The organism is Nostoc sp., assembly GCF_036917615.1.
GTDB lineage: Bacteria > Cyanobacteriota > Cyanobacteriia > Cyanobacteriales > Nostocaceae > Nostoc.
Window position 1 is genome coordinate 120,147 of record NZ_JBALCZ010000087.1, and the last position, 24,259, is coordinate 144,405.

Genomic DNA, 24,259 nt, shown 5'->3' on the forward strand with positions numbered 1-24,259 from the left:
ACCGAACTGTATTGAATTACCTCTGTTCAATCTGTAACACTAGCAAGATTCATCGCATTATTAAATCGGTCAGGCCTTTTGATTATTGGACTGTGACCAGTATTCCAGTTCCACAGAGTAATTATCTCATCCTAGTTCCCACTAGCAAGCATTTTTCTATATATTCTTCCAATTGGTTTTTAGACTAATTTTTTGGAGACTGCGCCTGAGTTAAGCAATTTCTCAATGTTTCAGCTAACACCTGGACGTGGGGTTCCTTAAGTAGACCATGGTGAGATCCGGGAAGGTAATGGATATCTAATCCTCCAGCAACTACGTCGCCCCAGCCGAATTGAGGATCGTATTGTGTGCCTATAGCTTCGCTCCGATTTTGATCCTCTGTCCGCAAGAGGATAGCTTGACCAAGATAAGGTGAAAAGATATATTCATTGATGGCTTGAGTGTTAGCATCTATAATCTTTAAGTGCTTGTCAGTTATAGGTAAATCAAGTAGCTCTTCCAAGTAACGCTTATATCTATGTTGGAGATGCTGCTTACGCCAATCGCCCCATTTCACAGTCTTTTGCCAAAGGTAGGTAGGTCCTTGTTGAACAATATTATTTAAATGTAAAAAAACTCGCTTGAGAAATGACGCCCGCCTGCTATAACCTGGACGACAACTATCAAGTATAACTAGAATACCAACTTGTTCCCCTTGCTCTTGGAGTTGCCGAGCCATCTCGAAAGCAACTATACCCCCAAAAGAATAACCTCCCAAAAAATAAGGACCATTGGACTGAAGAGTTTGAATTTCTTGAATATAGTGAGTTGCCATATCTTCAATCCGCGTATATAAAAGCTGTTTTCCATCTAGCTCTTGTGGCTGGAGTCCATAAAATGGTTGCTCTGAACCCAGATGCAGTGCCAATTCACGGAAACCCAAGACTTCTCCACCCAGTCCGTGAATACAGAAAAAAGGTGGTTTGGAACCATTGGGTTGAATTTCTACCAGGGATGACCAGCTAGATTTTGATTGGTCTAAGGTATTTACTAAAGGCAAGTTTGTTGCTATATCTTTTTCTTCTTGGGAGATTATTTTGGCTAGAGCCTCTACAGTACCTGACTGGAACAGAATGGCAAGAGGCAGATTTTTACTAAATGTCTTTTCAATTTGCCAAAACAGTTTTACTGCTAATATGGAATGTCCTCCTAGCTCAAAGAAGTTATCCCTGACACCGATAGGCTGAATGCCCAGAACTTGTTCCCAAATTTTGGTCAGTTGGAATTCTAATTGATCACGGGGAGCCACATAAGTGTTTTCTGAATCAAGCCTTGTTGAGTCTGGTCCTGCTAAAGCGCGGCGGTCGATTTTGCCGTTGGGGGTTAAGGGTAGGGTGTCTAGTAAAACGAAAGCACTAGGCACCATATATTCTGGCAGTTTCTGTTTAAGGAAGTGGCGTAGTTCGTCTGTGGTTGTTGTGTGTTCTGGGTGAGGAACGATGTAAGCGACTAGTCGCTGGTTTTCTGGATTATCAACTCTAACTGTGACAACAGTTTGCTGTATCGTGGGGTGCTGTGCTAGTAAAGCTTCAATTTCTCCAAGTTCGATGCGAAAACCACGAATTTTTACTTGATTATCGAGGCGACCAAGATATTCGATATTACCATCACTTAGGTAACGCGCTAAGTCACCTGTTGTGTAAAGGCGGCTTTTTAAGTCGCAACTGAATGGATTATGAATAAATTTTTCTGTTGTTAATTTAGGCTGATGGAAATAACCCCGTGATAACCCTGCACCACCAATATATAGTTGTCCTGGAACACCCACAGGTACGGGTTGCAAATATTTATCCAAAATGTAAATCTGAGTGTTGGCTATAGGACGGCCAATACTCACTAAAGCTTCTTGCTGCTCAATTCGATGAATTGTAGACCAAACAGTTGTTTCTGTCGGTCCGTATAAGTTCCAAACTTCAGCACCTCTTTGGCGTAAGTGGTTAGCTAAATTTTGAGGTAAGGCTTCACCACCACAGAGAATTTTCAGTTGTGCATTTCCTTCCCATCCTTCTTCTAGTAACATCCGCCATGTCACAGGGGTGGCTTGCATAATAGTTGCAGCAGAGTTATTTAGTTGTTGCAATAACTGTAAACCATCGGTTGTAACTTCCCGACTGACTAAAATTATCTTGGCTCCTAGTGTTAGGGGAAGAAAAATTTCTAAAACCGCAATATCAAAAGATAGAGAAGTAACTGACAACAGACTATCAAGATTGGTTAATTGTAGGTGCTGTTGCATCCCGGTGAGGAAGTTCAGGACACTGCGATGGGTAATTTGTACACCTTTGGGTTTCCCTGTGGAGCCAGAAGTATAAATTGTGTAAATTAAATGATCGGGATCAATGTAGCTTTGTGGGGAATTTTGCTGATGTGCGGCGATGTAATCACTGTCGTTATCTAAACAGATGACTTGGGCTTGGTGGGATGGAAGAGTTTTTAATAAATGTTGCTGGGTTAATAAAATGGAAATTTGCGAGTCTTCCAACATGAATGCCAAGCGCTCTTGGGGATAGGCTGGGTCTAGGGGTACGTAGGATGCACCTGCTTTAAGGATACCTATAAGTCCAACTATCAAATTTAGCGATCGCTCCACACAAATCCCCACCGGCACCTCTGGTTTCACACCCAGTGATCTCAGGTAATGCGCTAGCTGATTAGCACGGTGATTGAGTTGCTGGTAAGTTAGTTGCTGGTTCTCAAAGACTACGGCAATGGCGTTAGGAGTTCTTTCGGTTTGAGCTTCAAATAACTGATGGATGCAGGTATTTTCGGGGTAGTCAGTTTGGGTATTATTCCACTCTATTAGTAGCTGATGCTGTTGGGCTGCTGTTAACAGAGGTAAATCGGAAATATGCTGTTCTGGATTGGCGACGATCCCTTCAAGTAAAGTTTGGAAATGCCCTAGCATTCGAGCGATCGTTGTAGGATCGAATAAGTCCGTGTTGTATTCAATTCCACCTTTGATCCCCTCTGAAGTTTCTTTCAAATCGAGGGTAAGCTCGAACTTTGCGGCATCGTTATGGACTTCTAGAGGGGTAATCGTCAATCCCGGAAGTTCCCAGAGTTCGCTGGGGGTATTGTGGAAGGCAAACATTACCTGAAACAGCTGTGAGTGGCTCAAATCTCGTTCTGGTTGTAGTTCTTCTACTAGCTTTTCAAAGGGCAGGTCTTGGTGGGCATAAGCTTTTAGTGTTACTTCTCGAACTTGACTAAGTAACTGCCGGAAACTTGGGTTGCCTGAAAGGTTAGTACGTATGGCTAGAGTATTCACAAAGAACCCAATCAACCCTTCGGTTTCAACTTGCTTGCGACCAGCAATGGGGGAACCGATAAGAATGTCTTCTTGCCCAGTGTAGCGGTACAATATTGTCCCAAAAGCCGCCAGCAATGTCATGAATAGGGTGACACCCTGCTGATGCGAGAGTTCTTTTAGCGATGCACTCAGGGTCTGGGGTAGCAGCAGGGATTGCACTGCTCCCTGGTAAGTTTGGACTGGTGGCCGTGGTCGATCGGTTGGTAATTCTAATACAGTATTAGCACCTGCTAACTGGGTTTTCCAATAATTAATTTGGCAGGAAAGTACCTCACTTGATAGCCATTGGTGTTGCCACACAGCAAAATCTGCATACTGAATGGGCAATTTTGCCAAAGGGGAAGGCTTACCGCTCAAAAAGGCTTGATAAAGGTCTGTTAATTGCTGCCAAAGTATGCCTATTGACCAGCCATCTGAGGCGATATGGTGCATGACCAACAAGAGTATATGCTCTTGTTCGTCTAGCTGGAGCAAAGTAGCTCGCAGCATCAAGTCAGATTCTAAGTTGAAGAGGCGTTGTGCCTCTTTATTTAGGAGAGATTCTACTTGCGCCGGTGCTACCTTAATTATTTTGAGTTCTACTGGCCGAGGCGTGCCAATTACTTGTATGGGGCTACCATCAAGTGATGTAATAAAGTTTGTTCGCAGTGCTTCATGATGGACGACGATCGCATCTAGTGACTGTTGTAATCCACTCGCATTTAACTTGCCCGTTAAGCGCTGTGTATTCGAGAGGATATATGCCCGGCTGTTGGGTTGCAACTGCTGCAAAAACCACACTCGCTGCTGGGCAAAGGATAAAGGGGCTGACTCCCGGTTGGCTATTTGGGGAATAGTCTGATTTTGAGGAGCATTTTCTTGAGTCTGGTTTTGAGCGAACGCTTCAGCTAAAGTAGCGATCGTGGGATTCTCAAATAAGAGTTGCAACGGTATTTCGATCCGAAAGGCTTGGCGCACCCGAGACATCACTTGAGTGGCCAGCAGTGAATGACCTCCCAATTCAAAAAAATTGTCGTGGATGCCTACTTGTTTCAAACGCAAAACCTTCGCCCAGATGGTAGCTAAGACTTCTTCTGTCGAATTCTGAGGTGGAACAAAGTTAGTTGACAGCCTAAGAGTAAATGTATCCGGTGCAGGCAAGGCGCGGCGGTCTATTTTACCGTTAGCATTTAATGGCAAGGTGTCCAAAAATACAAAGAAACCAGGCACCATGTATTCAGGCAGCTGACCTTGCAAAAAGTGACGCAATTCAACCTGGCTAGGAATTTGCTCTGGACTGGCAACAACATATGCCACGAGTTGCTTATCATCTGTAACATCCTCTCTAGCGATGACTAGAGTCTGTGTCAGTGCCGGATGTTGACTTAATATGGCTTCAATTTCTCCCAATTCAATTCGGAAGCCACGAATCTTTACTTGGTGGTCAATGCGACCAAGGAACTCGATATTACCATCGCTCAAGTAACGTCCCAAGTCCCCAGTTTTATAAAGATGCGCCTCTGTTTCAGAACTAAAAGGGTCGAAAATGAACTTATCTCTGGTCAATTCTGGACGGTTAAGATAGCCTCGCGCTAAACCAATACCGCCAATGTGCAGTTCACCTGATTCACCAACAGGCACAGGCTGCAAATTTTCATCAAGGATGTGAATCTCTGCATTCGTAATCGGGCGACCAATGGGAGCAATGGCGTAATTAGTGTCGCGCTGGCAAGTCCAGAAAGTGGTATCAATGGAAGCTTCTGTCGGACCATAGCAATTATATAGAACATTGTCCAAATTCAGTTGAGCAAAGAAGCGTTCTATGAGTTCGCTAGGTAAAGCTTCACCACCGCAGATAATGTGCCTGAGGAATCGGCAGTTCTCAATTCCCTTCTCTTCCAGTAAGACACGGAGTATGGAAGGTACTAAGGCCAGGACGGTGATTTGCTGCTCAGTAATCACCCTCACCAGGTAGGCACTATCTTGATGTCCACCAGGGCGAGCCATGAACAATTGCCCCCCGAAGCACAATGGCCAGAATATCTGCCACACTGAGGGATCGAAGCTAAAAGAAATAGTCAGTAAAACTTTGTCTGCCTGAGTTAATCCAAAGGTTGTTTGCTTCCAGTAAAGTTGATTGCAGATCCCACGGTGAGGGATCATCACACCCTTGGGCTGTCCTGTAGAACCAGATGTGTAGATTACGTAGATGAGATTATCAGCCGTCGTCTCACTTACAGGATTTTCTTGAGTGTTTCGGATATTTCCTTGCCAGTTTGAGTCCAGACAAATTACTTGTGCTTGATGCGGTGGTAGATTCTTGACAAATTTTTCTTGGGTTAACAATATTGGTGTCTGGGTGTCTTCCAAGATGAAGCCTAAGCGCTCTGAGGGATATGCCGGGTCTAAAGGCACATAAGCGCCTCCAGCTTTGAGAATTCCCAGCAGTCCGACGATCATCTCCAAGGAGCGCTCTAGGCAAATGCCCACAAGTACTTCAGGTCCAACGCCTAAAGCACGTAGGTGGTGCGCTAGCTGATTTGCCCGCTGGTTTAACTGCCGATAAGTAAGTTCTGTATTTTCACATACTACAGCAATGGCTTGGGGCGATCGCTCTACTTGCATCTCAAACATTTGATGGATGCACAGATCCTGATGAGCAACTGCTTGGCTATCATTCCATTCCTGTAGAACTTGAGCGCCGATGATGTGAGTTAAGGGATTTAACGGAATATTTTGCTTATATTCTGAAGTCTGGCTATTTATCTGCATTTTATATATCAACTCCATCAGTAAATGCCATTCTTTTAATTTATTATTTATTGGATATTTTTTTATATAAAGTTCCATATGAGGCTGCACATTAACGCCTTCAGGATAGAAGCCAGGGGCGACAGAAACAAAACCTAGCTAGTCTTGAGAACGGGACGCTGCGCGGAGCTTATTTTCCCAAAAGGTTACGGCTTATGGTTTGTAGTACCCGGGCAATTCTATTTATCTTCAAATATAATTATATTTAAACCTCTAGCTAATCAAGTTATACTTCACATAAAAAAAAACACTAATTTTTTACTTATAATCTTATTTTAACTAAAACTTGAAAATCCAATTAAAATCAAAAAACTACATGCTCCATTAGTAATATAGAGCCAGGAACAAACATCTGATTTGCGGCTTTACCTTTAGTTTACAAATAAAAGCTTTTTTGTTTTATCTAAATCTGACATAGCTCAAATATAATACTGAAAAGACTTTATCGTTTTTTATGAACATTTGCTGAAGTAAAAAATAATTATTACCAAATCTTCATTGTGTTTCCTCATATGTAAAAATAGTGTAAAGCTGTCATTATAATTTGCTTAAATAATTAAGTAGCCGTCATGAACCGCATACACCAGAACAGATGAAAGAGGGACGGGGACTGGGGACTGGGGACTGGGGACTAGTATTTTTTACTTAGGCAGAAGTCAAAGCGGCGGCTTTTGCCGCTGTAAACTTTTCCCAAGGGGAGACGCCAAGGGCAACGGTGACTCGGCACTTTCAATTCAGGTCTGCAATTCCAAACAAATGCGGTTTCTTAGCAGAGCGTTACGCTGACTCAGTAAAACTCTCATCAGGTCGGTTTGATCTCACTATAGATAAGGTAAAAACCTTGCATATGGACTTAGCATCTGTGTCAATCTAACCTTAGATACAGATGATAAGAGCATTTTAAGTATTTTGACTGATTGACAAAAAAGGTTTTACTCTAATCACTCACGGATATTCAAGCTCTTTGGCTACCAGCAAGGACTTGCAGCAAATCCAATGTTGATTTTTTTATGGTGATAGCACCGTGCCTAAATACATGTCACCGCAAAAAGGGGTGGCAAATCAAAATTGCGATCGCACTATATACTGTTTATTCCAAAAGTTAATTCCCTACCTGATTTCTGGTGACGTCTACTTAGCCCTAAATTCAAGATTAGAATAGTCCAAAATGTAAGACGTAAAAAATTGGAGCAAAAAAATAGACTCTCTCAGGAGGTAAAAATGTCTATAACGCATATAAGACAAGACTTACAGAGATTGTACATTGTTGACATTACTTTCAGTTATTAGAATTTCTTTTCATTAATCTGTGACCAATTCTCTAGCGATGTCTATAAAACTGACCCAAGTTTAACCACAATATTCAAAATGTAAAGTTTTGTAACAAAAGTCAAATTTTTGCTGCTTTTTGCTGTAAGTTTAGTTTGTAAGTTTTGTAAATCAGTAATAATGCGTAAAAAACAGAGAACTTCTAAGCAAAGCTGAATTAGTTTAGGTAAACATGCTACAGTAATTTCGTAAAGAATATCACTGTTTCATAGAAGTGGAACTCTGCGATCAAACTGTAGTAATTCAGTTCAACTGTTACGCAACTTAAAAATCATAATATTTTTACCTGACCTACTTGATTATTAATGTCAGGAATTTTATTCAACTATAAAGTTAACTCACTAAGAAATTCTTTTTTTTAGCATCAAAGCTCAAAATTTCCCGGCTAAATGGATTCTACCCTGCAACAAAAGCTAAGTATCTGGGTAGTAACCCTACTCAAACCGACCCTGGAAGATGCTTTTGCTCAAGAACTTAAAGTTACTCTAAATAAAATGGTTAATACTAAACTATAAAGACCAAGTTTCTTTGAAATAAATTTATTTGAAATAAAAATGTGAGATCCCCCACTTATCTTATATAAGTTTCCGTCAGGTTTTAACTACACCAAGTGTTCCTAACTATGAGTAATCAAAGCATTACAACAAATAAATTCAGTGAAGTGCCTTTGGATTTACGTGCATCTGCATTTGTCAGGGTACGTAAGGGTTCGTGGTGGTTGAGATTAACAACATTGTTTTTAGTAGACTATACTCTTTTATCCTTAGCTTGGGTTTTAGCTGGATATCAATCTTCGTATGGGTCTTTTACTTGGTATATACCGAGTCATTATTTACCGATTTTAATAACTATTGGGATTCAAATAGGATCACTAGCTGTCGAAGGTATTTATCGAGAAGGTCAAAAACGCTATGACTATTTCAATATTATCAAATCGCTAACTTTTGCTCATGGATTAATACTCCTAGTTTGTTTTTTGTATAAACCAGTTGTTGATCTTACACGTCCAAGATTAATATTATTATCTTGGTTGTTAAGTATATTATTTATTTGTACTGGTAGATATGCTGTGAATCTTACTCTTGAATATCTACGAAAACAGAAAAAAATAGTTCGTTCTTCTGTTTTCATTATTTGCGAGCCTCAAGAGCATGAGCAGATTGCTAGCTTTATAAAAAAGGAAAAGCATTATATTGTATCTGGAACTGCGAATGCTAATTCATTAGACAGATATCAGCGTCAGCAAACATTGAATCAACTTAATCAATTAGGTGTAACAGAAGTTTTCATATCTTGGGATGCTCTAAAAAACAGAATGTTTTTATGTTGGTTATTTCAAGCATCCGGCATTCAAGTGCATATTTTCCCGATGGAATTAAAACCAATTTATAAAAACGTAGAATTTAATAAGATAGGAGGAATGCCTTGTCTGAGCTTGGATTGTCCAATAATTACAGGTAAAGATTTTTGGATAAAGCGTAGTTGTGATTTTTGTTTCGCGACTTTATTTGTAATGTTATCATTCCCTATTTATATAGCTATAGCTATAGCTATAAAACTAGACTCTCCCGGCACAGTTTTTTACAGGCAAACCCGTATAGGTTTACATGGGCAACAGTTTAAAGTATGGAAGTTCCGAACTATGAGGTCTGATGCAGAAAAATTACAGAAAGAATTAGAAGCACTAAATGAAACGAAAGATGGGATTATCTTTAAAATTAAAGATGATCCTCGCGTTACCCGTGTTGGAAAATTTCTGCGTCGTTACAGCTTAGATGAATTACCTCAACTTTTTAATGTTATCTTTGGAGAAATGAGTATAGTAGGACCTCGGCCTTTACCTACTAGAGATGTTGATAAGTTTGCTGAACATCATTTTATCCGACATGAAGTTTTACCTGGTATTACAGGTCTTTGGCAAGTCTCAGGTCGCTCGGATATTTTAGATTTTGAACAAGTGATTAATCTTGATCTTAACTACATTGAAAATTGGTCGCTTGGGTTAGACTTTGAAATTCTCCTCAAAACAGTTATGGTAGTTTTGAAAAAAGAAGGTGCCTACTAAGGTTCTAAAAACTTAACCATAGCGGACAGCAATGATTATACGGTTTACGTATCAATACAAAGATTGCACTTGATAGTATAATTTTTCACGCATTAAATTTAGATTTTTCTACTTTACTGAGTGAAAAACTATCTGTTCAAGGCTAATAAAAGCTTTCGCATTTATAACCCAAAAGATCTGTTAATAAATCTTGGGATGAGTGGCAAACTCAAGCGTGCGATTATATAAGCTAAACGGAAATGCATTTTTGCACTTGACTCGGATCACTGGTATGGATAGAACAACTAAAAAAACTTATAACGGTATATCAGAAAAAGTAGATTATGAGATTTATATTGATAATTCAAAATTAACTAAATAAGCTGATTAATAATTTAAGAATGGTAGAAAAGTACAAATTCCTAAGTAATTCCTTCTCAATGATAGTCAATCGGTTAGCGCAAAGCATTACAGCCTTTGTCTTAACTGCTGCTATTGCTCGTAGTCTAGGAGCTGAGGCTTTAGGTCAGTATCTATTAGGGTATAGCTACTACTTTATCTTTGTGGGTATTGCTTCACAGGGGCTAAAAACATTGTTTACCAGAGAACTATCCCGTGATCCACAAAAAACACCAGTTTATTTAATTAGTGGTACCTGGCTACAGTTAATATTTAGTCTCTTAAGTTATGGGGTATTAGTGATTGTAGTATTTTTACTTCCCTATAGTTCCAAAACCTCGACTGTTTGCTACATAATGGGCTTGACGATCATTCCTTTTGCACTTTCCAACATCACGGAGGCAATTTTTCAAGCTAAAGAAAAGATGCATCTGATTGCAATCGCTACAGTGCCAGTTTATATCTTACGCTTAATAATAATGATTTGGGCGATACAACTGAAATACGGAATTGAATATCTAGGGGCGATCCTCTGTTTTTCAGAAACATTAATTCTAGTAATTGAATGGGTTTTCATCACACAGTTAGTCAAAATAGAATGGCAGATTGATGGAAATTTTGTATGGCATACAATCAAAAATGCGCGTACGTTTTTTGCCATTGAAGCATTAGCTGTAGTCGCTGGCAGAATTCAAATTTTGATTCTTTCATTGTTAGGAAGTGAGTTGTTAGTGGGTCTCTTTGGTGGAATAACACAATTGCTACAACCTTTTACAATTATTGCTAACAGTCTTACTTTAGCAATGTTTCCAAAATTTTCAAAGGCAGTAGACCAAGGACGGGACAAGCAGAGGCAGAACACGGAAAATATAATTGAAATTCTACTAATAATGGCATTCCCCTTATTTATTGGCCTGTTATTTTTTGGCAAAGATTTACTAATTTTTCTCTATAATTCTAGCTTTGGTCAAGCAAATCTAGCCCTTAGTTTAAGTGCTGCATCACTGGTTTTTTTGCCCTTTATCCGCTCACTTTCATATCTACTTGTAGCCAATGGTTTTGAAATAATTAACCTGCGTGAAGTCGTTATTACCACTACATTAGGAAGCTTGGGAGGTGTAGCATTAGTTTCGCAATATCACTTACTAGGTGCCGCTTTAATGACATTATTAATGACTATTATTGGTTTTAGCCAGTATATTTATTTCACCTATACTCGCCTATTTTCATTAAATTTATGGCGAATTATGCGCCGACCCTTAATAATAACCATTGTAATGCTACCTGTATTCATATTATTGCAAAAAATTAGCTTAGACTTTATATTTACTCTAACTATTGCAACTTGTGCCTATGGTTTATTTGTGAGCTATCTAGGTATTCGTGCGTTTGGCGGTTTCCGTTTTTTGTGGAGAAAAGTTTTAAGAAATCAATAGTTAACTAATAAAGATTTTACGAATAAGGCATTTAAATTAGTTGAATAAATAATTTAAGTGATAAGATAATTTTAATTATGATTAAAGTTGCTCTCTTACATTTTTGCTTTGAAGACTACACCATCGAATTAGCAAACAGTCTGGTTAAATATGTTGATTTAACGCTAATTCATCCGGAAAAAGTCTCATCTGTCTGTAGCGATGCTCTTGATTCTAGTATCCGCGTCATTAACTTTAAAAAACCACGGATTCGCGACCCGCGCAACTTATTGTCTATGGGCATGATGATGGATATCATCAAAGATATACAGCCAGATATTTTACATGTGCAAGAGACTAACGATCCTTGGTACGATTGGACTTTGTTACTCAACAAGATGCCACCATTGGTGACAACTATCCACGATATATTCCGTCACCCAGGGGATAAAATAGCCGTGCTTGGTTCCGATTATACCAGGCGTATTGCCTTCTACCGTTCCCAACAATTGATTGTCCATACTCATCAACTAAAAAAGATTTTAATTAAACAATTTCGTATACCTCAAGAGCGAGTCAATGTTTTACCTCATGGGGAACTTGGTAGTTTGTATCAGCGTCGAGGTAATCAAAATATTCAAGCCCATGAGCCATATACCTTGCTATTTTTTGGACGCATCTTACCCTATAAGGGATTGAAATACTTGCTTGAGGCTATGCCCTTAATTGCTGAATATATACCTGAAGTCAAGCTGATTATTGCTGGAAAGGGAGAAAACATAAGGCAGTATTTCCCTAATGGTTATGATGAGAAACGCTATGAGATTATCAATGACTTTATCCCTCTTCAAGAAGTAGGTAATCTATTTCAACGCAGCACAGTAACAGTTCTGCCATACATCGAAGCGTCTCAAAGTGGTGTGGCAGCTTTATCTTATGGAATGGGAACACTGGTTGTAGCCTCTGAAGTAGGCGGATTGAGTGAGATAATTGAGCATAAAAGAGACGGATTATTAGTTCCACCTGGTGATGTCCGAGCCCTAGCTGATGCCATTATTTGTTTGTTAAGCGATCGCGACTTGCAACAACGTATGCAAACTGCCGCACTAGCTCGCTGTCAGCAAGATTTAAATTGGTCAAATATTGCTGCTCAAACTGTGGAAGTTTATCAAAAAACCATCAAAGCCAGACATTAATACAACTTGTACTTATTGCTTTGAAACTTAACGAACATAATAATTTCAAATCTAAGAAACAAAGTATTTGTCAAAATCAACTCAGACTACCGATTACGAATCTCTGACTTGCTTAATCTATTTTCTATATGTATACAACATGATACATATCATAAAAAATGAGGAAATTTTTAATTTCTGCCGAAAAAATACTTACAGTCACTTGCTTGATGATCTATTCAGGAACTCCCCTAGATCCCTTTATCACGGATGGCTTTACTATAAAAGAGGGTGATAGAACTATATTTCGATTCCTTTTTACTCTGACATATATAGTCACTCTTTTCTTGATTACTCTACGCTGGAAGAAGGTTACTTACGTTTTTAGCAGAGATAAGTTTATTTGGGCATTGATTGGAGTTTGTGCACTTTCTAGTTTTTGGTCTACAGATCCAGACACTACTATACGTCGCTTTATTGCTCTGTTAGGAACAACTATCTTTGGACTTTATTTAGCTTCACGTTACACCTTAAAGGAGCAACTAAAGTTCTTTGCATACATGCTTGGCATCTCAGCAGTAATGTGTTTCTTCTTTGCTATACTTCTACCACAATATGGTGTTGGAGGCGATATTGATGCAAATAATAGTTGGCGAGGAATATACCCAACCAAGAATGTTCTTGGCAAGACATTTGTACTTGGTGCAGCAATATTTTTATTCCTTGCCATGACTACTAAAGAAAATCGGTGGTTTTCATGGCTTGGCTATTTTACTTCTGGAGTACTTGTATTCTTCTCGAAATCAACAACATCTTTAGGTAATTTTATAATCATTACAGGAGCTTTTCTTATATATTCTCGAATTTTACATTTAAAGTATAAAGTAATGATACCTATTTTGACGTTCCTATCAACCATTGGCATAGCTCTTTATGCTTGGTTTATCTTACAAGCTGATGCAATTTTAGGCACAGTAGGTAAGAACACAACACTCACTGGACGGGCAGAATTATGGCCTGTTGTGTTGCAGATGATTGCGAAAAAACCGTGGCTAGGATATGGCTATGGAGCATTCTGGGGAGAGGGAAGTAGTGAGTCTTCTATTGTTGTACAAGCGGTACAATGGGATGCTCCTAATTCTCACAATGGTTTTCTGGATCTCTGGCTAGCGTTAGGTCTACTAGGAATCTTGGTTTTTGTAATTGGGTTCGGTATTAATTTTTTAAGAGCGATATATTTAATCCGGTGGAATCAAACACCTGAAAATGTATGGCTTCTAGTTTATTTTACCTTTATTATTCTTTCAAATCTGACTGAAACTTCATTGTTAGATCAAAATAGTCTGGAATGGATACTTTATGTATCAGCAATATTTACAAGCCAACTTTCTACACGCGCCAATTATGTAAAAATATAATCAATAAACTTGCTCGGTTTCACGACAAGGCTGGGCAGGGCTTTGAATATGGGAAAATCAAACGATAACTTGTGATTTTTTTGTTAATACATTAATCAAAGATAGACCAATTATTGAAAAATTACAGCTTATGTGTGGAACCAATACTTTGAAGATTATCATGCTAGGTCCTAGCTTACTCCAGCAGGGTGGTATTTCTGGTTACGAGAAACTTTTCTTGGAGTATGCTCCTTCTGAAGTCCAAATATCTCATATTATTACTCACGATGAAGGAGCTATAGCATTCAAAATCATGGTATTTTTGAAAGCTATATGGAAATTTCTGTGGATGTTAATAAGGGAAGAAGTTGATATTGTTCAAATTGAAGTTTCACAACGTGGCAGTGTTTTCCGACAAGCAATTATGACGCTTTTAGCTTGGATATTTCACAAGCCGATAATTTTACATGCTCATGGTAGTCAATTTCATATTTTCTACGCTGAACTTGCAAAATGGATACAGAAATTACTAAGTTGGGTATTTTGCAAGTGTCAACGTTTAATTGTATTATCCGAAAGTTGGCAAAGCTTCTACATAGAAAACCTTGGTCTGAAACCAGAACAAGTTGTAGTTTTTTACAATCCAGTAAAAGTCCCTGCTGAAGTTCCACACCGTTCAGTTTCTAGTAAAGTAAACTTACTTTTCTTAGGACGAATTGGTCAACGGAAAGGAGCATTTGATTTGATCAAAGCTTTTTCTTTTTTGCCTACTGAATATCAAACCAGATCAAGTATGATTATGGCAGGAGATGGTGACATAGAACAAGCACGCAATTTAGTTACGAGTTTAAATCTAGAAAATTATATACAATTGCCTGGTTGGATAGGGTCAGATGAACGTGATATTCTTTTAACTAAAGCAGATGTTTTTTTGTTGCCCTCTTACAACGAAGGTCTTCCATTAGCAATGCTGGAAGCAATGGCTTGGGAGTTACCAGTGATAGTTACACCAGTAGGAGGCATACCTGAGATAGTTACTCAATCTGAAAATGGATTAATCGTTAATCCAGGAAATGTTGAGCAGTTATCAGATGCTATTAAGTCTTTGATTGAAAATCAGGCTTTGAGGCTTTCTCTAGGAGCAAAGGCGAGAACAAGTGTTTTTCCTCTAGACATCAAAAAGCATTGGGCTGATTTCATAGATTTATATCACTCAGTATTAAATTGAGATGCTATGGAAGAGCGCTCTCAGGGCTGAATTTTTTTGTACTTTATGAAAAAATAACAACTGGTAGTTATGAAAATTAGCATTTTTGGTTTGGGATATGTCGGTGTTGTAACAGCAGCTTGCTTGGCACGAGATGGACACGAAGTGATTGGGGTAGATGTAAATCCTGAAAAAGTGGATTTGATCGGCAAAGGAGAGTCGCCTATTGTAGAGCCAGGGCTAAGTCAATTGTTGGTTGACGGAGTGGCAGCTCACTTAATCAAAGCTACTACAGATGCTGAAGCAGCGGTGCTAGCATCAGATGTTTCCCTGATTAGCGTTGGCACACCTCCAATAGAGAGGGGAGAACCGGATCTTACCTACGTTTGGAATGTGTGCAAGCAGATTGGAAAAGCCGCCATCCATAAGACTGAAGGCCATGTGGTTATTTTGCGTAGCACTGTCCCTCCAGGAACATTAGAAAAGTGTCAAAATCTGCTAGATAGTCTCATAGGTGATAATTCTATTCATCTAGCATTTAACCCAGAGTTTTTACGCGAAGGTTCGGCGATCAAAGATTACGATCAACCACCTTACACCATTATCGGTACTGAATCTCCTGTGGCAGAAGCAGCAGTACGGCAGATGTATGCCACAGTAGATGCACCGTTCACTGTAGTCAAACCATCTGTAGCAGAAATGGTTAAATATGTCGCCAATTGCTGGCACGCTACCAAGGTGGGCTTTGCTAATGAAATCGGACGGATCGCCAAAGCCTTTGGCGTAGATGGACGAGAAGTAATGAACATCATTGTACAAGACACGAAATTAAATATTTCTCCTGTTTACATGCGTCCTGGATTTGCCTATGGTGGTTCCTGTCTGCCCAAGGATTTGAGTGCTTTGCTTTACTACGCACGGAACATGGATGTATCAGTCCCCCTACTAAACGCCCTTCCGACTACTAACAGTCTCCAAATTGATTTGGCCGCCCAGCATGTATTACGCCTTGGGGCAAGGAAAATTGCTATTTTAGGATTGGCATTCAAACCAGGTACAGATGACTTGAGAGAAAGTCCAGCAGTGCTGCTAGTTAAGCGATTGATTGGGGAAGGCTGCCAAATAAAAATTTATGACCAAGCCGTCTATGAAGCTCGGTTAATGGGAACCAATCTGACCTATATTCAAAATAACCTCCCTCATTTTGAGGATCTGCTAGTCGCAGAACCCCAACAAGCTCTGGAGAACGCAGAATTAGTAATAGTTACCCATGCTAGTCCAGAGTTTCGCCAGATATTACGGGAAGCGCTCAAAGAAATACAAATTTTGGATCTGGCAAGTGTGTTTACTGAACCGATTAAGGAGTTAAATTATTGTGGTATTGCTTGGTAAGCAAAGGATTGATGATGAAATAACTTAAGCATTTTCTGGATATGTACTTACCTTTTGCTTTGTTCAAGTAGTAGTACATCCAGAAAATGATCACTATAAGTTGATATATGGCGCATTCAATTGCTAACTTTAGATAAACAGACAACCTTTCCTAATTTTGCGTTTATGAATAAATAGTTTAACTGTTTTTAGGAATCAATTATGATTTTTAAAAATTATCTAATAAGTCTCTGCCCTGTACATTTTAGTATTTCAATTCTCTTTTATCTCAAGCAGCTTAGAGTAGTACACTCAAGAAAATTACTGATAAAAGTTGGTTTTTGAATCAAGCTAAATTTTTTAATTGCTCTCAATTTTCATCTGAAAAATCTCAATATCTATTTTTGGGAGATGATACTAAAGCAATATTTAGTCATAAGAATAGAGTAAAAGTTCATAATTTTATTTTTAAACCTAGCAAATTTAACTAGAAAATGAAAAGCCAAATGAGATATGTCTAATAAAGTATTAATAATTGTAGAAAACCTGCCCGTTCCGTTTGATCGGCGCGTATGGATGGAAGCCACCACCCTGACAAAAGCTGGATATGAAGTTTCGGTGATTTGTCCCAAAGGTAAAGGGTTTGAACAAGAATACGAGGTAATCGATCAGGTTCACATTTATCGCCACCCAATGCCACCTGATATTAGTTCGGTCTCAGGTTATCTACGGGAGTATGGTACTGCCCTTTTTTGGGAGTTTCGCCTTGCCCATCGGGTGTGGCGAGAGCGAGGGTTTGATATCGTCCACATTTGTAATCCTCCAGATTTAATGTTTTTAGTGGCAGGATGGTTCAAGTTGCTCAAGGGTATAAGAGTCATATTTGACCACCATGATATCAATCTAGAGATGTATGAAGCTAAGTATGGACGACGAGACATATTCTATTATGGACTCTCGTTGGTTGAGCGATTGACCTTTGCGACAGCAGACGTAGTTATCTCAACTAATGAATCTTATCTGTCAGTAGCACTTACCCGTGGAGGCAAGAGTCCAGAGGATGTCTTCGTTGTTCGCAGCGGACCTGACCTTTCCCGTTTTCAACCCGTACCGCCCAACCCAGTCTACCGTAAAGGTCGAAAGTATTTGGTGGGGTATGTTGGCGTCATGGGAGAACCAGAAGGAATCGATTACCTGCTCCAATCGGTGCGCTACATTGTCTATGAAAAAAAACGCCAGGATATTCACTTTATGCTCATTGGTAGTGGACCGATGTTTGAGAAGCTTCAGGCACTATCTGAAGAGTTAGAAGTTAATGAATTTGTAGAATTTACCGGACGTATTCCTGATAATGAACTCTTAGAACGGCTTTCTAGCTGTGATGTATGTGCTAATCCCGATAAAAAAATGCCCTACAATGACCGTTCAACGATGAACAAGATCATGGAGTACATGGCAATGGGAAAACCGATTGTTCAGTTTGACCTTTTGGAAGGAAGGCGATCGGCAGAAGGAGCATCTGTTTATGCCAAGGGCAATGATGTCGTAGATTTTGCCGAGAACATTCTTGAACTTCTAGAGGATAGTAAGCGGCGACAGCAAATGGGAGAGCTAGGTAGACAACGAATGGAGGAGAAACTAGAGTGGCGACATCAAGTATCTAAACTGTTAAAGGCTTATGAGAAAGCTTGGGAACGCAAGTAAAGTACCCACTACTGTTTGCAAAGCAAACAGTGGGGGCTTCCCGTCTCACTAGCCATTGCCATGTTGGAGATGCCACAAGGGCATTCGGGATTAAACCCGATCCTGAAGTTACATTGTAAAATAGTACTAGTCTTATAAATAGCTACGCTTTGTACCTACTGTAAGTAGATCAATATTGAGTTTATCGCTTAAAACCTGTACTTTTGAAGATTTATGTCAGAAAAATCTATGGAATCTAGAGAATCTATTGATTTAGATCTTAGTCGTTACTTAGTTATATTGAAACGATGGTGGTTACCTGCTACTGCAATATTTGCAGGTACAGTTATGCTCAGTGCTATAGCTACACAATTTATGAAGCCATCCTATGAAGCCGAAGGAAAACTATTATTTAGAATTCCTTCTTTTAAAGTCGTAGGACCTGATCTGGTGCCTAGTACCACTGAAGGAGGAGATGCAGGAGATTTAAAATCGCTGCTAGCAACTCAAAATCCTATAAACACTCAGGTAGAAGTTATTTCTTCCCCTACTTTATTGCAGCGAACAATAGACAAACTACGACTGAAAGACGATGAAGGTAAACCTCTAGAATTAGAAAAGTTCCAAAAATCTTTGACAATAAAAGTTGTTAGTGGGACAGATGTATTGCGAATTAGCTATACCAGCATTGACCCTGAACAATCAGCAGCAGTGGTCAATACAATTATGAGTTTTTATTTAGAAAATGATATTTTGACAAATCGCTCTGAGGCAGGAGCAACTCGTCAATTTATGGCCAAGCAGCTTCCGAAAACTCAAGAGACTGTTAATAATGCAGAAGTAGCACTACGTATATTTAAACAAAAGAATCAGATTGCAGATCTATCAGAGGAGACAAAGTCAGCCGTTACGACTATTGGAAATCTAGACAATGAGATGAATACTGTTAAGGCTCAACTGGATGAGGTAAACGCGCAAGCCAATGAACTGCGCCAGAAAGTAGAGCTAAATTCTCAGCAAGCGCTCGCTGTGAGTGCCCTCAGTCAGTCACCTGCAGTACAGGGAGTTCTTACACAACTTCAAGATACCGAGCGGCAGTTAGCGATTGAGCGCAGCCGTTTCCTAGATGATAACCCCGTAGTTATTAACCTAGAAGCAAAGAGAGCTAGCTTAAAATCTCTCCTGCAACAGCAAATTGGTCAGACTGTTGGTAATCAAACGCAAATTCCCCAGAGCCAATTGCAGATTGGAGAACTCAGACAAGGCCTGATACAAAATTTTCTGCAGTCAGAAATACAGCGCTATGGCTTAATTAAAAGACTTTCATCTCTAGATAATTCCCGTTCTATCTACGAACAGCGGATGAAAATCATACCCCAGTTGGAACAAAATCAGCGGGAGTTAGAACGGAAAGTTGAAGTTGCAGATTCGACCTATCAAACTCTATTGAAAAAGGTTCAAGAATTACAGTTAGTTGAGAATACAAATACAGCCAGTTCGCGGATTATTGCTCCGGCTTTAGTGCCAGATAAGCCAGTATTAATCAAAAAAATTATAGTTGTGGCGCTAGGAGTGATGTTCGGTTTATTTTTGGCCACTACAACTGTTCTGTTTCTAGGTATGAGAGATCGGTCTCTGAAAACACTTAAGGAAGTCAGAGATGTATTTAGATATACGTTGCTGGGAATTGTTCCCTTGTCTGTTAAAAAGGTTCGCTCTGGTTATTCAGGTGTAGAATCAATAACTCAAAACATTGCTGTCAGAGATACGCCTTACTCTTTAACTAGCGAAATGTACCGAATGATTCAAGCCAATCTGAAATTCTTGAGTTCAGATAAAGTGCTCAAAACTATCGTGATAACTAGCGCAGTTCCTAAAGAAGGCAAGTCTACAGTTTCAGCTAATTTGGCAGCAGCGATCGCTCAACTAGGACGTCAAGTTTTACTAATTGATGCAGATATGCGAGTTCCTTCTCAGCATCATCTCTGGCAACTAACTAATGAAGTTGGTTTGAGTGAGGTTCTTGTAGGTCAGGCTGAATTTGACGTTGCTGTATCTAAGGTAATGGATAATCTTGATGTCTTAACTGCTGGAGTTAGACCTCCCAACCCACTTGCTTTGCTTGATTCAAAACGGATGGCATCATTAATTGAAAATTTCTCATCTCAACATAACTATGATTTTGTAATTATTGATGCTCCTCCCCTCCTTTTGGCAGCCGATGCTTTGACTTTAAGCCAAATGACTGATGGGATTTTGTTAGTAGCTCGACCTGGGGTAATTGATTCTAACAGTGCTAACGCTGCTCAAGAGATGTTAGAGAGATCCAATTACAATGTCTTAGGTTTAGTCGTGAATGGAATCATTGATAAAAATGAATCTAGCAGTTATTTATATCATGATCACGAATATTTTAAACCAAGGGAGTTGACAAAAGAACTTAAGGGACTTGCAAAAAAATAAAATCTCCAAAGTTGAGGGGCTACTAAAAGAGATATCAATAAACCATTGACTAGAATTTCCTAGTTCCTCTGACCCCAAATTGTTGATCTCGACTTTATCCAAATCAAATAACGTCGCCTTGTTATTTGGCAAAAATTCTAGCATTGCATAATTTAAGTATGAACTCGAGCATAGCCGTAGCCCGTCGGAGACATCGCTATCCAATGTCCAAAGTGTGGATCAACTCATATTGGTCGCAAGAATAGCAAAAAAGGAAGTAGACTTGCATTACATCTTTTCTCAGTGTGGTCGCTTGTCTACATCGTCAAACTTTCTGCTACTCTAAAACCATTCTTGACAGGTTAAGGCCGTAAACAATTTGTGAATAAATAATAGTGCTTAAAAACTTGCCGAGAATGAGGGTAAAAAACACAATTTTTGCGCTAGCGATGCCTACGGGTGGCTATGCCTACGCCTCATCTGAAAAAGCATCACTCATTTTTGTCTTTAAAACTCTGTATAAAATTAAATTTTATACCCAAGGACTGAGATAATTTGCAGCGTAACTACTATTGACAAAATAAATTTTGTCTTAATCGGTTAAAAATGCTCTAAAATAGAAGAAATGCTGAGATATTCAACTCGATTAGTAATATACTATATCAAGTATGATTTTGGTTTTAACGCCCGATTATTTATGCTACAGCATTAAAATCAAGGTTTTATATCAGGTTCAAAATGTGGGTTACAAGAACGGGTTGTAGACAAAAACTCTATATAAATCAGGATTTTTCATACAACACGATGCCATACTATTAACTCAATACCTTCGCCAAAAAGAAAGGTAGGTCTAACTTTTACCGAAACAACCTAAGACAAGCGTGTGCTTGACTGTTAAGCAAAACGGAAAACAGCAGTGCATACAGATAGGACAGTAAAAATTCCTTCTACAAAAACCATACAGGGTTTTATTGACTGAGTTTTTACCTGATGGGAAAAATAGGCACGCATCATGTAGTTTTGTTTTATGTCAATCTTCAGAAATTGGCGAAGGTTATTGTTAACTACTACCGCATTTCGTATGCCCCCATATCGCATGCTGAACCAGACATACGAGGGTTGCCTAGAACATCAGTTGTCAAACTCTTCCACCTAAAACCATTATTGATTGCTCGACTCTTCCGATTCAGTCTAAAGTCACCACTCGAGGCATCAATAAATAGTGGATTTGCCATAATATCGTTAGGTCCGACAGCATTTACATCAGAACCATTGTTGTTGTAGAGGTTGTAGTCAAAAGTAACGTTGCTACTTTTATTATTCACGCTTATTGGTCTGTTAGGCGCAGAATAAAGGATGTTATTGAAAACTTTGATATCACCTGAATGATTACTCATGATTTGCCCGTAATCAATTCCGGCAGTCTGGTTATTCAGATAAACTGTGTTGTTGACAATATCGACATGGTCACTTTCATAGGTATGAATGCCCGAACCACCATTTTTATATGAGATATTGTTGGCAATCAAAGTACGTCCTCGATACCCATTATTTCTGGAACGATCAACAATAATGCCATTGCCGTCTTGGTACTTTCCGTTTTCAATCCAGGGAACTAACATTTGATTGTTGTAGACCTTGTTTGCGGTTATAAACATCTTGTAGTTCTGGCTATTGTCATAATTCCAAGTGCTGAGCAGCGAAATACCACTAGCGCCGAAGACTGAGTACCAGGCATTATTGAACACCTCGTTATTATCCACTGTCACATAGTCCGATTGTATAGCTGAAATGCCTGCGCCTCCACAATCATGTACCTTATTGTTGAGAATACGTATATGGTGAGTGTGACCATTTCGTCCATCTATGGTGATGCAGTTTCCATTCGTCAGCGGGTTGGATTGGTTATACTTCTGACGCAGCGCCCTATCACGGGTCATGTTGCGATTGTTCCCTTCAACCTCTAGCCCGTTTACCTCAATATATGACGCTCTTTTGTAAATCTGAATTCCATGCCATCCATTGTGTTTAAGTTTCGGCCGATCTCCAGGATATGCTTTATACGTAATCCATGCATTTGCCCTTCCAGAGCGTTTAATATCTACTACCGATCCACTTGCGTTTGCATTACTGTATATCCCGTTCATAATAAGTACCGTGTCGCCAGGGTTAGTCAGGTCTGCTGCCCTTTGAATTGTCCTAAAGGCGGATGAGGTAGTAAGTCCGCTATTTCTATCGTTTCCGGTACCACTAACATAGTATCTTGTCGCAGTTGGAATAGCACTGATCAGCTTGCGGCTAGGTAGTGACATTTCCTGAACTGTGGATGACTGAGGAACATCTTTAACTAAAGACTCTGTTATTCTCTCTCCTTGAACTAAACCTGTTAATGCCCAGGGAAGTACAAGAGATCCGCTCAAACTGAGAAAACCGAAACCATGAATCATCATAGGGAAAAAATAGGGTATGTTGCAAAAACTGAATTGTCAACGGTCAGTAGCTCTAGCCTTAGTCAGTAACTCAGTATTGGATAGGGTCGGATTACGACCATATGTAAAGTTATACACGGCTTATGAGGTTTCAACCTGGGCATTTTCGCGTATATATGGCTTAAATGCATTTTTAGCTTGTGTTATAAAAAACAGGATATATTTCGTAAAAGTACTGAAGAAAAATGATCAGTATGCAGAATTACCCCTTAATGGACACTAAGCAACCGTACAAATGGCGTCATTTCCAATTGGACATCATTTTACTGTGTATACGTGGTATCTGTGGTTAAGATAGTATATCTGTCATCATTCAGTTAATTTACTTAAATAATTCTTATGATAATAAGAATCATTGAATGAGAATAAATAAGACAGAGACTAAAATTTATCGCCTCTGCCTTCAAAAATATTCTCATTATCATAATCAGTCCGAGTCTCTACAACAAAGTTTGCAAAAGCCTATCAATGCAGATTAAGAATTTTCAGTGAAAGTTTTAGAGTCTACAGCATTTCTTAATGAGTAATATTACTTAAATTTATCTAAATAATGGCGCGTAGAAAACACAATTTTGGAGGAAGCGATACCTTCTGGTGCGTCCTCTACGCATAGCTTCCCGTTCGCAAAGCGTCCCGAAGGGTACGCCGGTACTCCTACGCCAAGGGCAAACCAGTTCTTAACCTTATTTTTGTCTTCTTTTGTGGTCAGGCGGTGTGTAGCTAGCTTGCCTGTATGACTACGAGAACGTATATTCTAGGTTACAAGTTTTTCTTTGGAATAAGAGACGCTTTCCATAGCTTGCTTCTCTGTAAGAGTACGGCTCTACACGTCATATTTAAACGCTTCATTTATTCTTGCTCTTAAAAGGCAGTACAAGAGTTAATTTAATACTCCCATTATGAGTCTATAGTTGTTTTTGATCGCTCTTTAATCACTCTCTCCAGAGGCAAAACATGAATTGTTGCTACACAAGACTTTCAGGCAAAAAAGATGATTATAGCCATGATATTAGAAAATAAAGTTCTAAACCCAGTTGCTGTCTGATGTTTAAAAGTTGCCTTCGATTTTTCTTTGCCTAGAGTGATGGAAGAGTGCTATACCAATCCAAATTAAATAGTCAGAAAATACAAAGATAAAAATACGTATTTATAAGCTTTTCAGCTTTTTA

Annotated in this window: 10 protein-coding genes; 8 read left to right on the plus strand and 2 right to left on the minus strand. The window is 39.1% G+C overall.

Going from position 1 to position 24,259, the window contains the following annotated elements:
• Positions 1-184: 184 nt before the first annotated feature.
• Positions 185-6,100 carry an amino acid adenylation domain-containing protein gene (locus tag V7K85_RS32140; protein WP_334820107.1) on the minus strand — a complete coding sequence of 1,972 codons (5,916 nt, stop codon included), beginning with the start codon at positions 6,098-6,100 and terminating at the stop codon, positions 185-187.
• A 1,990-nt stretch (positions 6,101-8,090) separates the two neighbouring features.
• On the opposite strand from V7K85_RS32140, the gene V7K85_RS32145 reads away from it, so the two are divergent.
• The 8 genes from V7K85_RS32145 (at position 8,091) to V7K85_RS32180 (ending at position 20,622) form a co-directional block, all read left to right on the plus strand.
• The gene (locus tag V7K85_RS32145; protein WP_334820109.1) at positions 8,091-9,533 is read left to right on the plus strand and encodes a sugar transferase; all 1,443 of its coding nucleotides are present in this window, start codon (positions 8,091-8,093) and stop codon (positions 9,531-9,533) included.
• 380 nt (positions 9,534-9,913) lie between these two features.
• Entirely contained in the window at positions 9,914-11,347 is a 1,434-nt protein-coding gene (locus V7K85_RS32150) for an oligosaccharide flippase family protein (RefSeq protein WP_334820111.1), read from the plus strand.
• Positions 11,348-11,424: 77 nt separating this feature from the next.
• Positions 11,425-12,522 (plus strand): glycosyltransferase family 4 protein, encoded by a 1,098-nt coding sequence (locus V7K85_RS32155; RefSeq protein WP_334820112.1) that lies wholly within the window; start codon positions 11,425-11,427, stop codon positions 12,520-12,522.
• A 158-nt stretch (positions 12,523-12,680) separates the two neighbouring features.
• On the plus strand, positions 12,681-13,919 hold the full coding sequence (locus V7K85_RS32160; protein ID WP_334820114.1) for an O-antigen ligase family protein: 1,239 nt from the start codon (positions 12,681-12,683) through the stop codon (positions 13,917-13,919).
• Between the two features lie 148 nt (positions 13,920-14,067).
• Positions 14,068-15,126: a glycosyltransferase family 4 protein gene (locus V7K85_RS32165; protein ID WP_334820116.1), complete on the plus strand. Its 1,059-nt coding sequence runs from the start codon at positions 14,068-14,070 to the stop codon at positions 15,124-15,126.
• A gap of 69 nt (positions 15,127-15,195) precedes the next feature.
• Positions 15,196-16,497, plus strand: coding sequence for a UDP-glucose/GDP-mannose dehydrogenase family protein (locus V7K85_RS32170; protein ID WP_334820118.1), 1,302 nt, complete (start codon positions 15,196-15,198; stop codon positions 16,495-16,497).
• Positions 16,498-16,989: 492 nt separating this feature from the next.
• Positions 16,990-18,180 (plus strand): glycosyltransferase family 4 protein, encoded by a 1,191-nt coding sequence (locus V7K85_RS32175; RefSeq protein ID WP_334820120.1) that lies wholly within the window; start codon positions 16,990-16,992, stop codon positions 18,178-18,180.
• Between the two features lie 213 nt (positions 18,181-18,393).
• Positions 18,394-20,622 (plus strand): GumC family protein, encoded by a 2,229-nt coding sequence (locus V7K85_RS32180; RefSeq protein ID WP_334820122.1) that lies wholly within the window; start codon positions 18,394-18,396, stop codon positions 20,620-20,622.
• Between the two features lie 1,046 nt (positions 20,623-21,668).
• Here the strand turns inward: V7K85_RS32180 and V7K85_RS32185 are convergent.
• Positions 21,669-23,051 carry a right-handed parallel beta-helix repeat-containing protein gene (locus tag V7K85_RS32185; protein ID WP_334820124.1) on the minus strand — a complete coding sequence of 461 codons (1,383 nt, stop codon included), beginning with the start codon at positions 23,049-23,051 and terminating at the stop codon, positions 21,669-21,671.
• Between the last annotated feature and the right edge of the window lie 1,208 nt (positions 23,052-24,259).

Coding starts and splice junctions, on each gene's coding strand:
- V7K85_RS32140 (WP_334820107.1), bottom strand. CDS start 6,100: ATGCAGATAAATAGCCAGACTTCAGAATATAAGCAAAATATTCCGTTA.
- V7K85_RS32145 (WP_334820109.1), top strand. CDS start 8,091: ATGAGTAATCAAAGCATTACAACAAATAAATTCAGTGAAGTGCCTTTG.
- V7K85_RS32150 (WP_334820111.1), top strand. CDS start 9,914: ATGGTAGAAAAGTACAAATTCCTAAGTAATTCCTTCTCAATGATAGTC.
- V7K85_RS32155 (WP_334820112.1), top strand. CDS start 11,425: ATGATTAAAGTTGCTCTCTTACATTTTTGCTTTGAAGACTACACCATC.
- V7K85_RS32160 (WP_334820114.1), top strand. CDS start 12,681: ATGAGGAAATTTTTAATTTCTGCCGAAAAAATACTTACAGTCACTTGC.
- V7K85_RS32170 (WP_334820118.1), top strand. CDS start 15,196: ATGAAAATTAGCATTTTTGGTTTGGGATATGTCGGTGTTGTAACAGCA.
- V7K85_RS32175 (WP_334820120.1), top strand. CDS start 16,990: ATGTCTAATAAAGTATTAATAATTGTAGAAAACCTGCCCGTTCCGTTT.
- V7K85_RS32180 (WP_334820122.1), top strand. CDS start 18,394: ATGTCAGAAAAATCTATGGAATCTAGAGAATCTATTGATTTAGATCTT.
- V7K85_RS32185 (WP_334820124.1), bottom strand. CDS start 23,051: ATGATGATTCATGGTTTCGGTTTTCTCAGTTTGAGCGGATCTCTTGTA.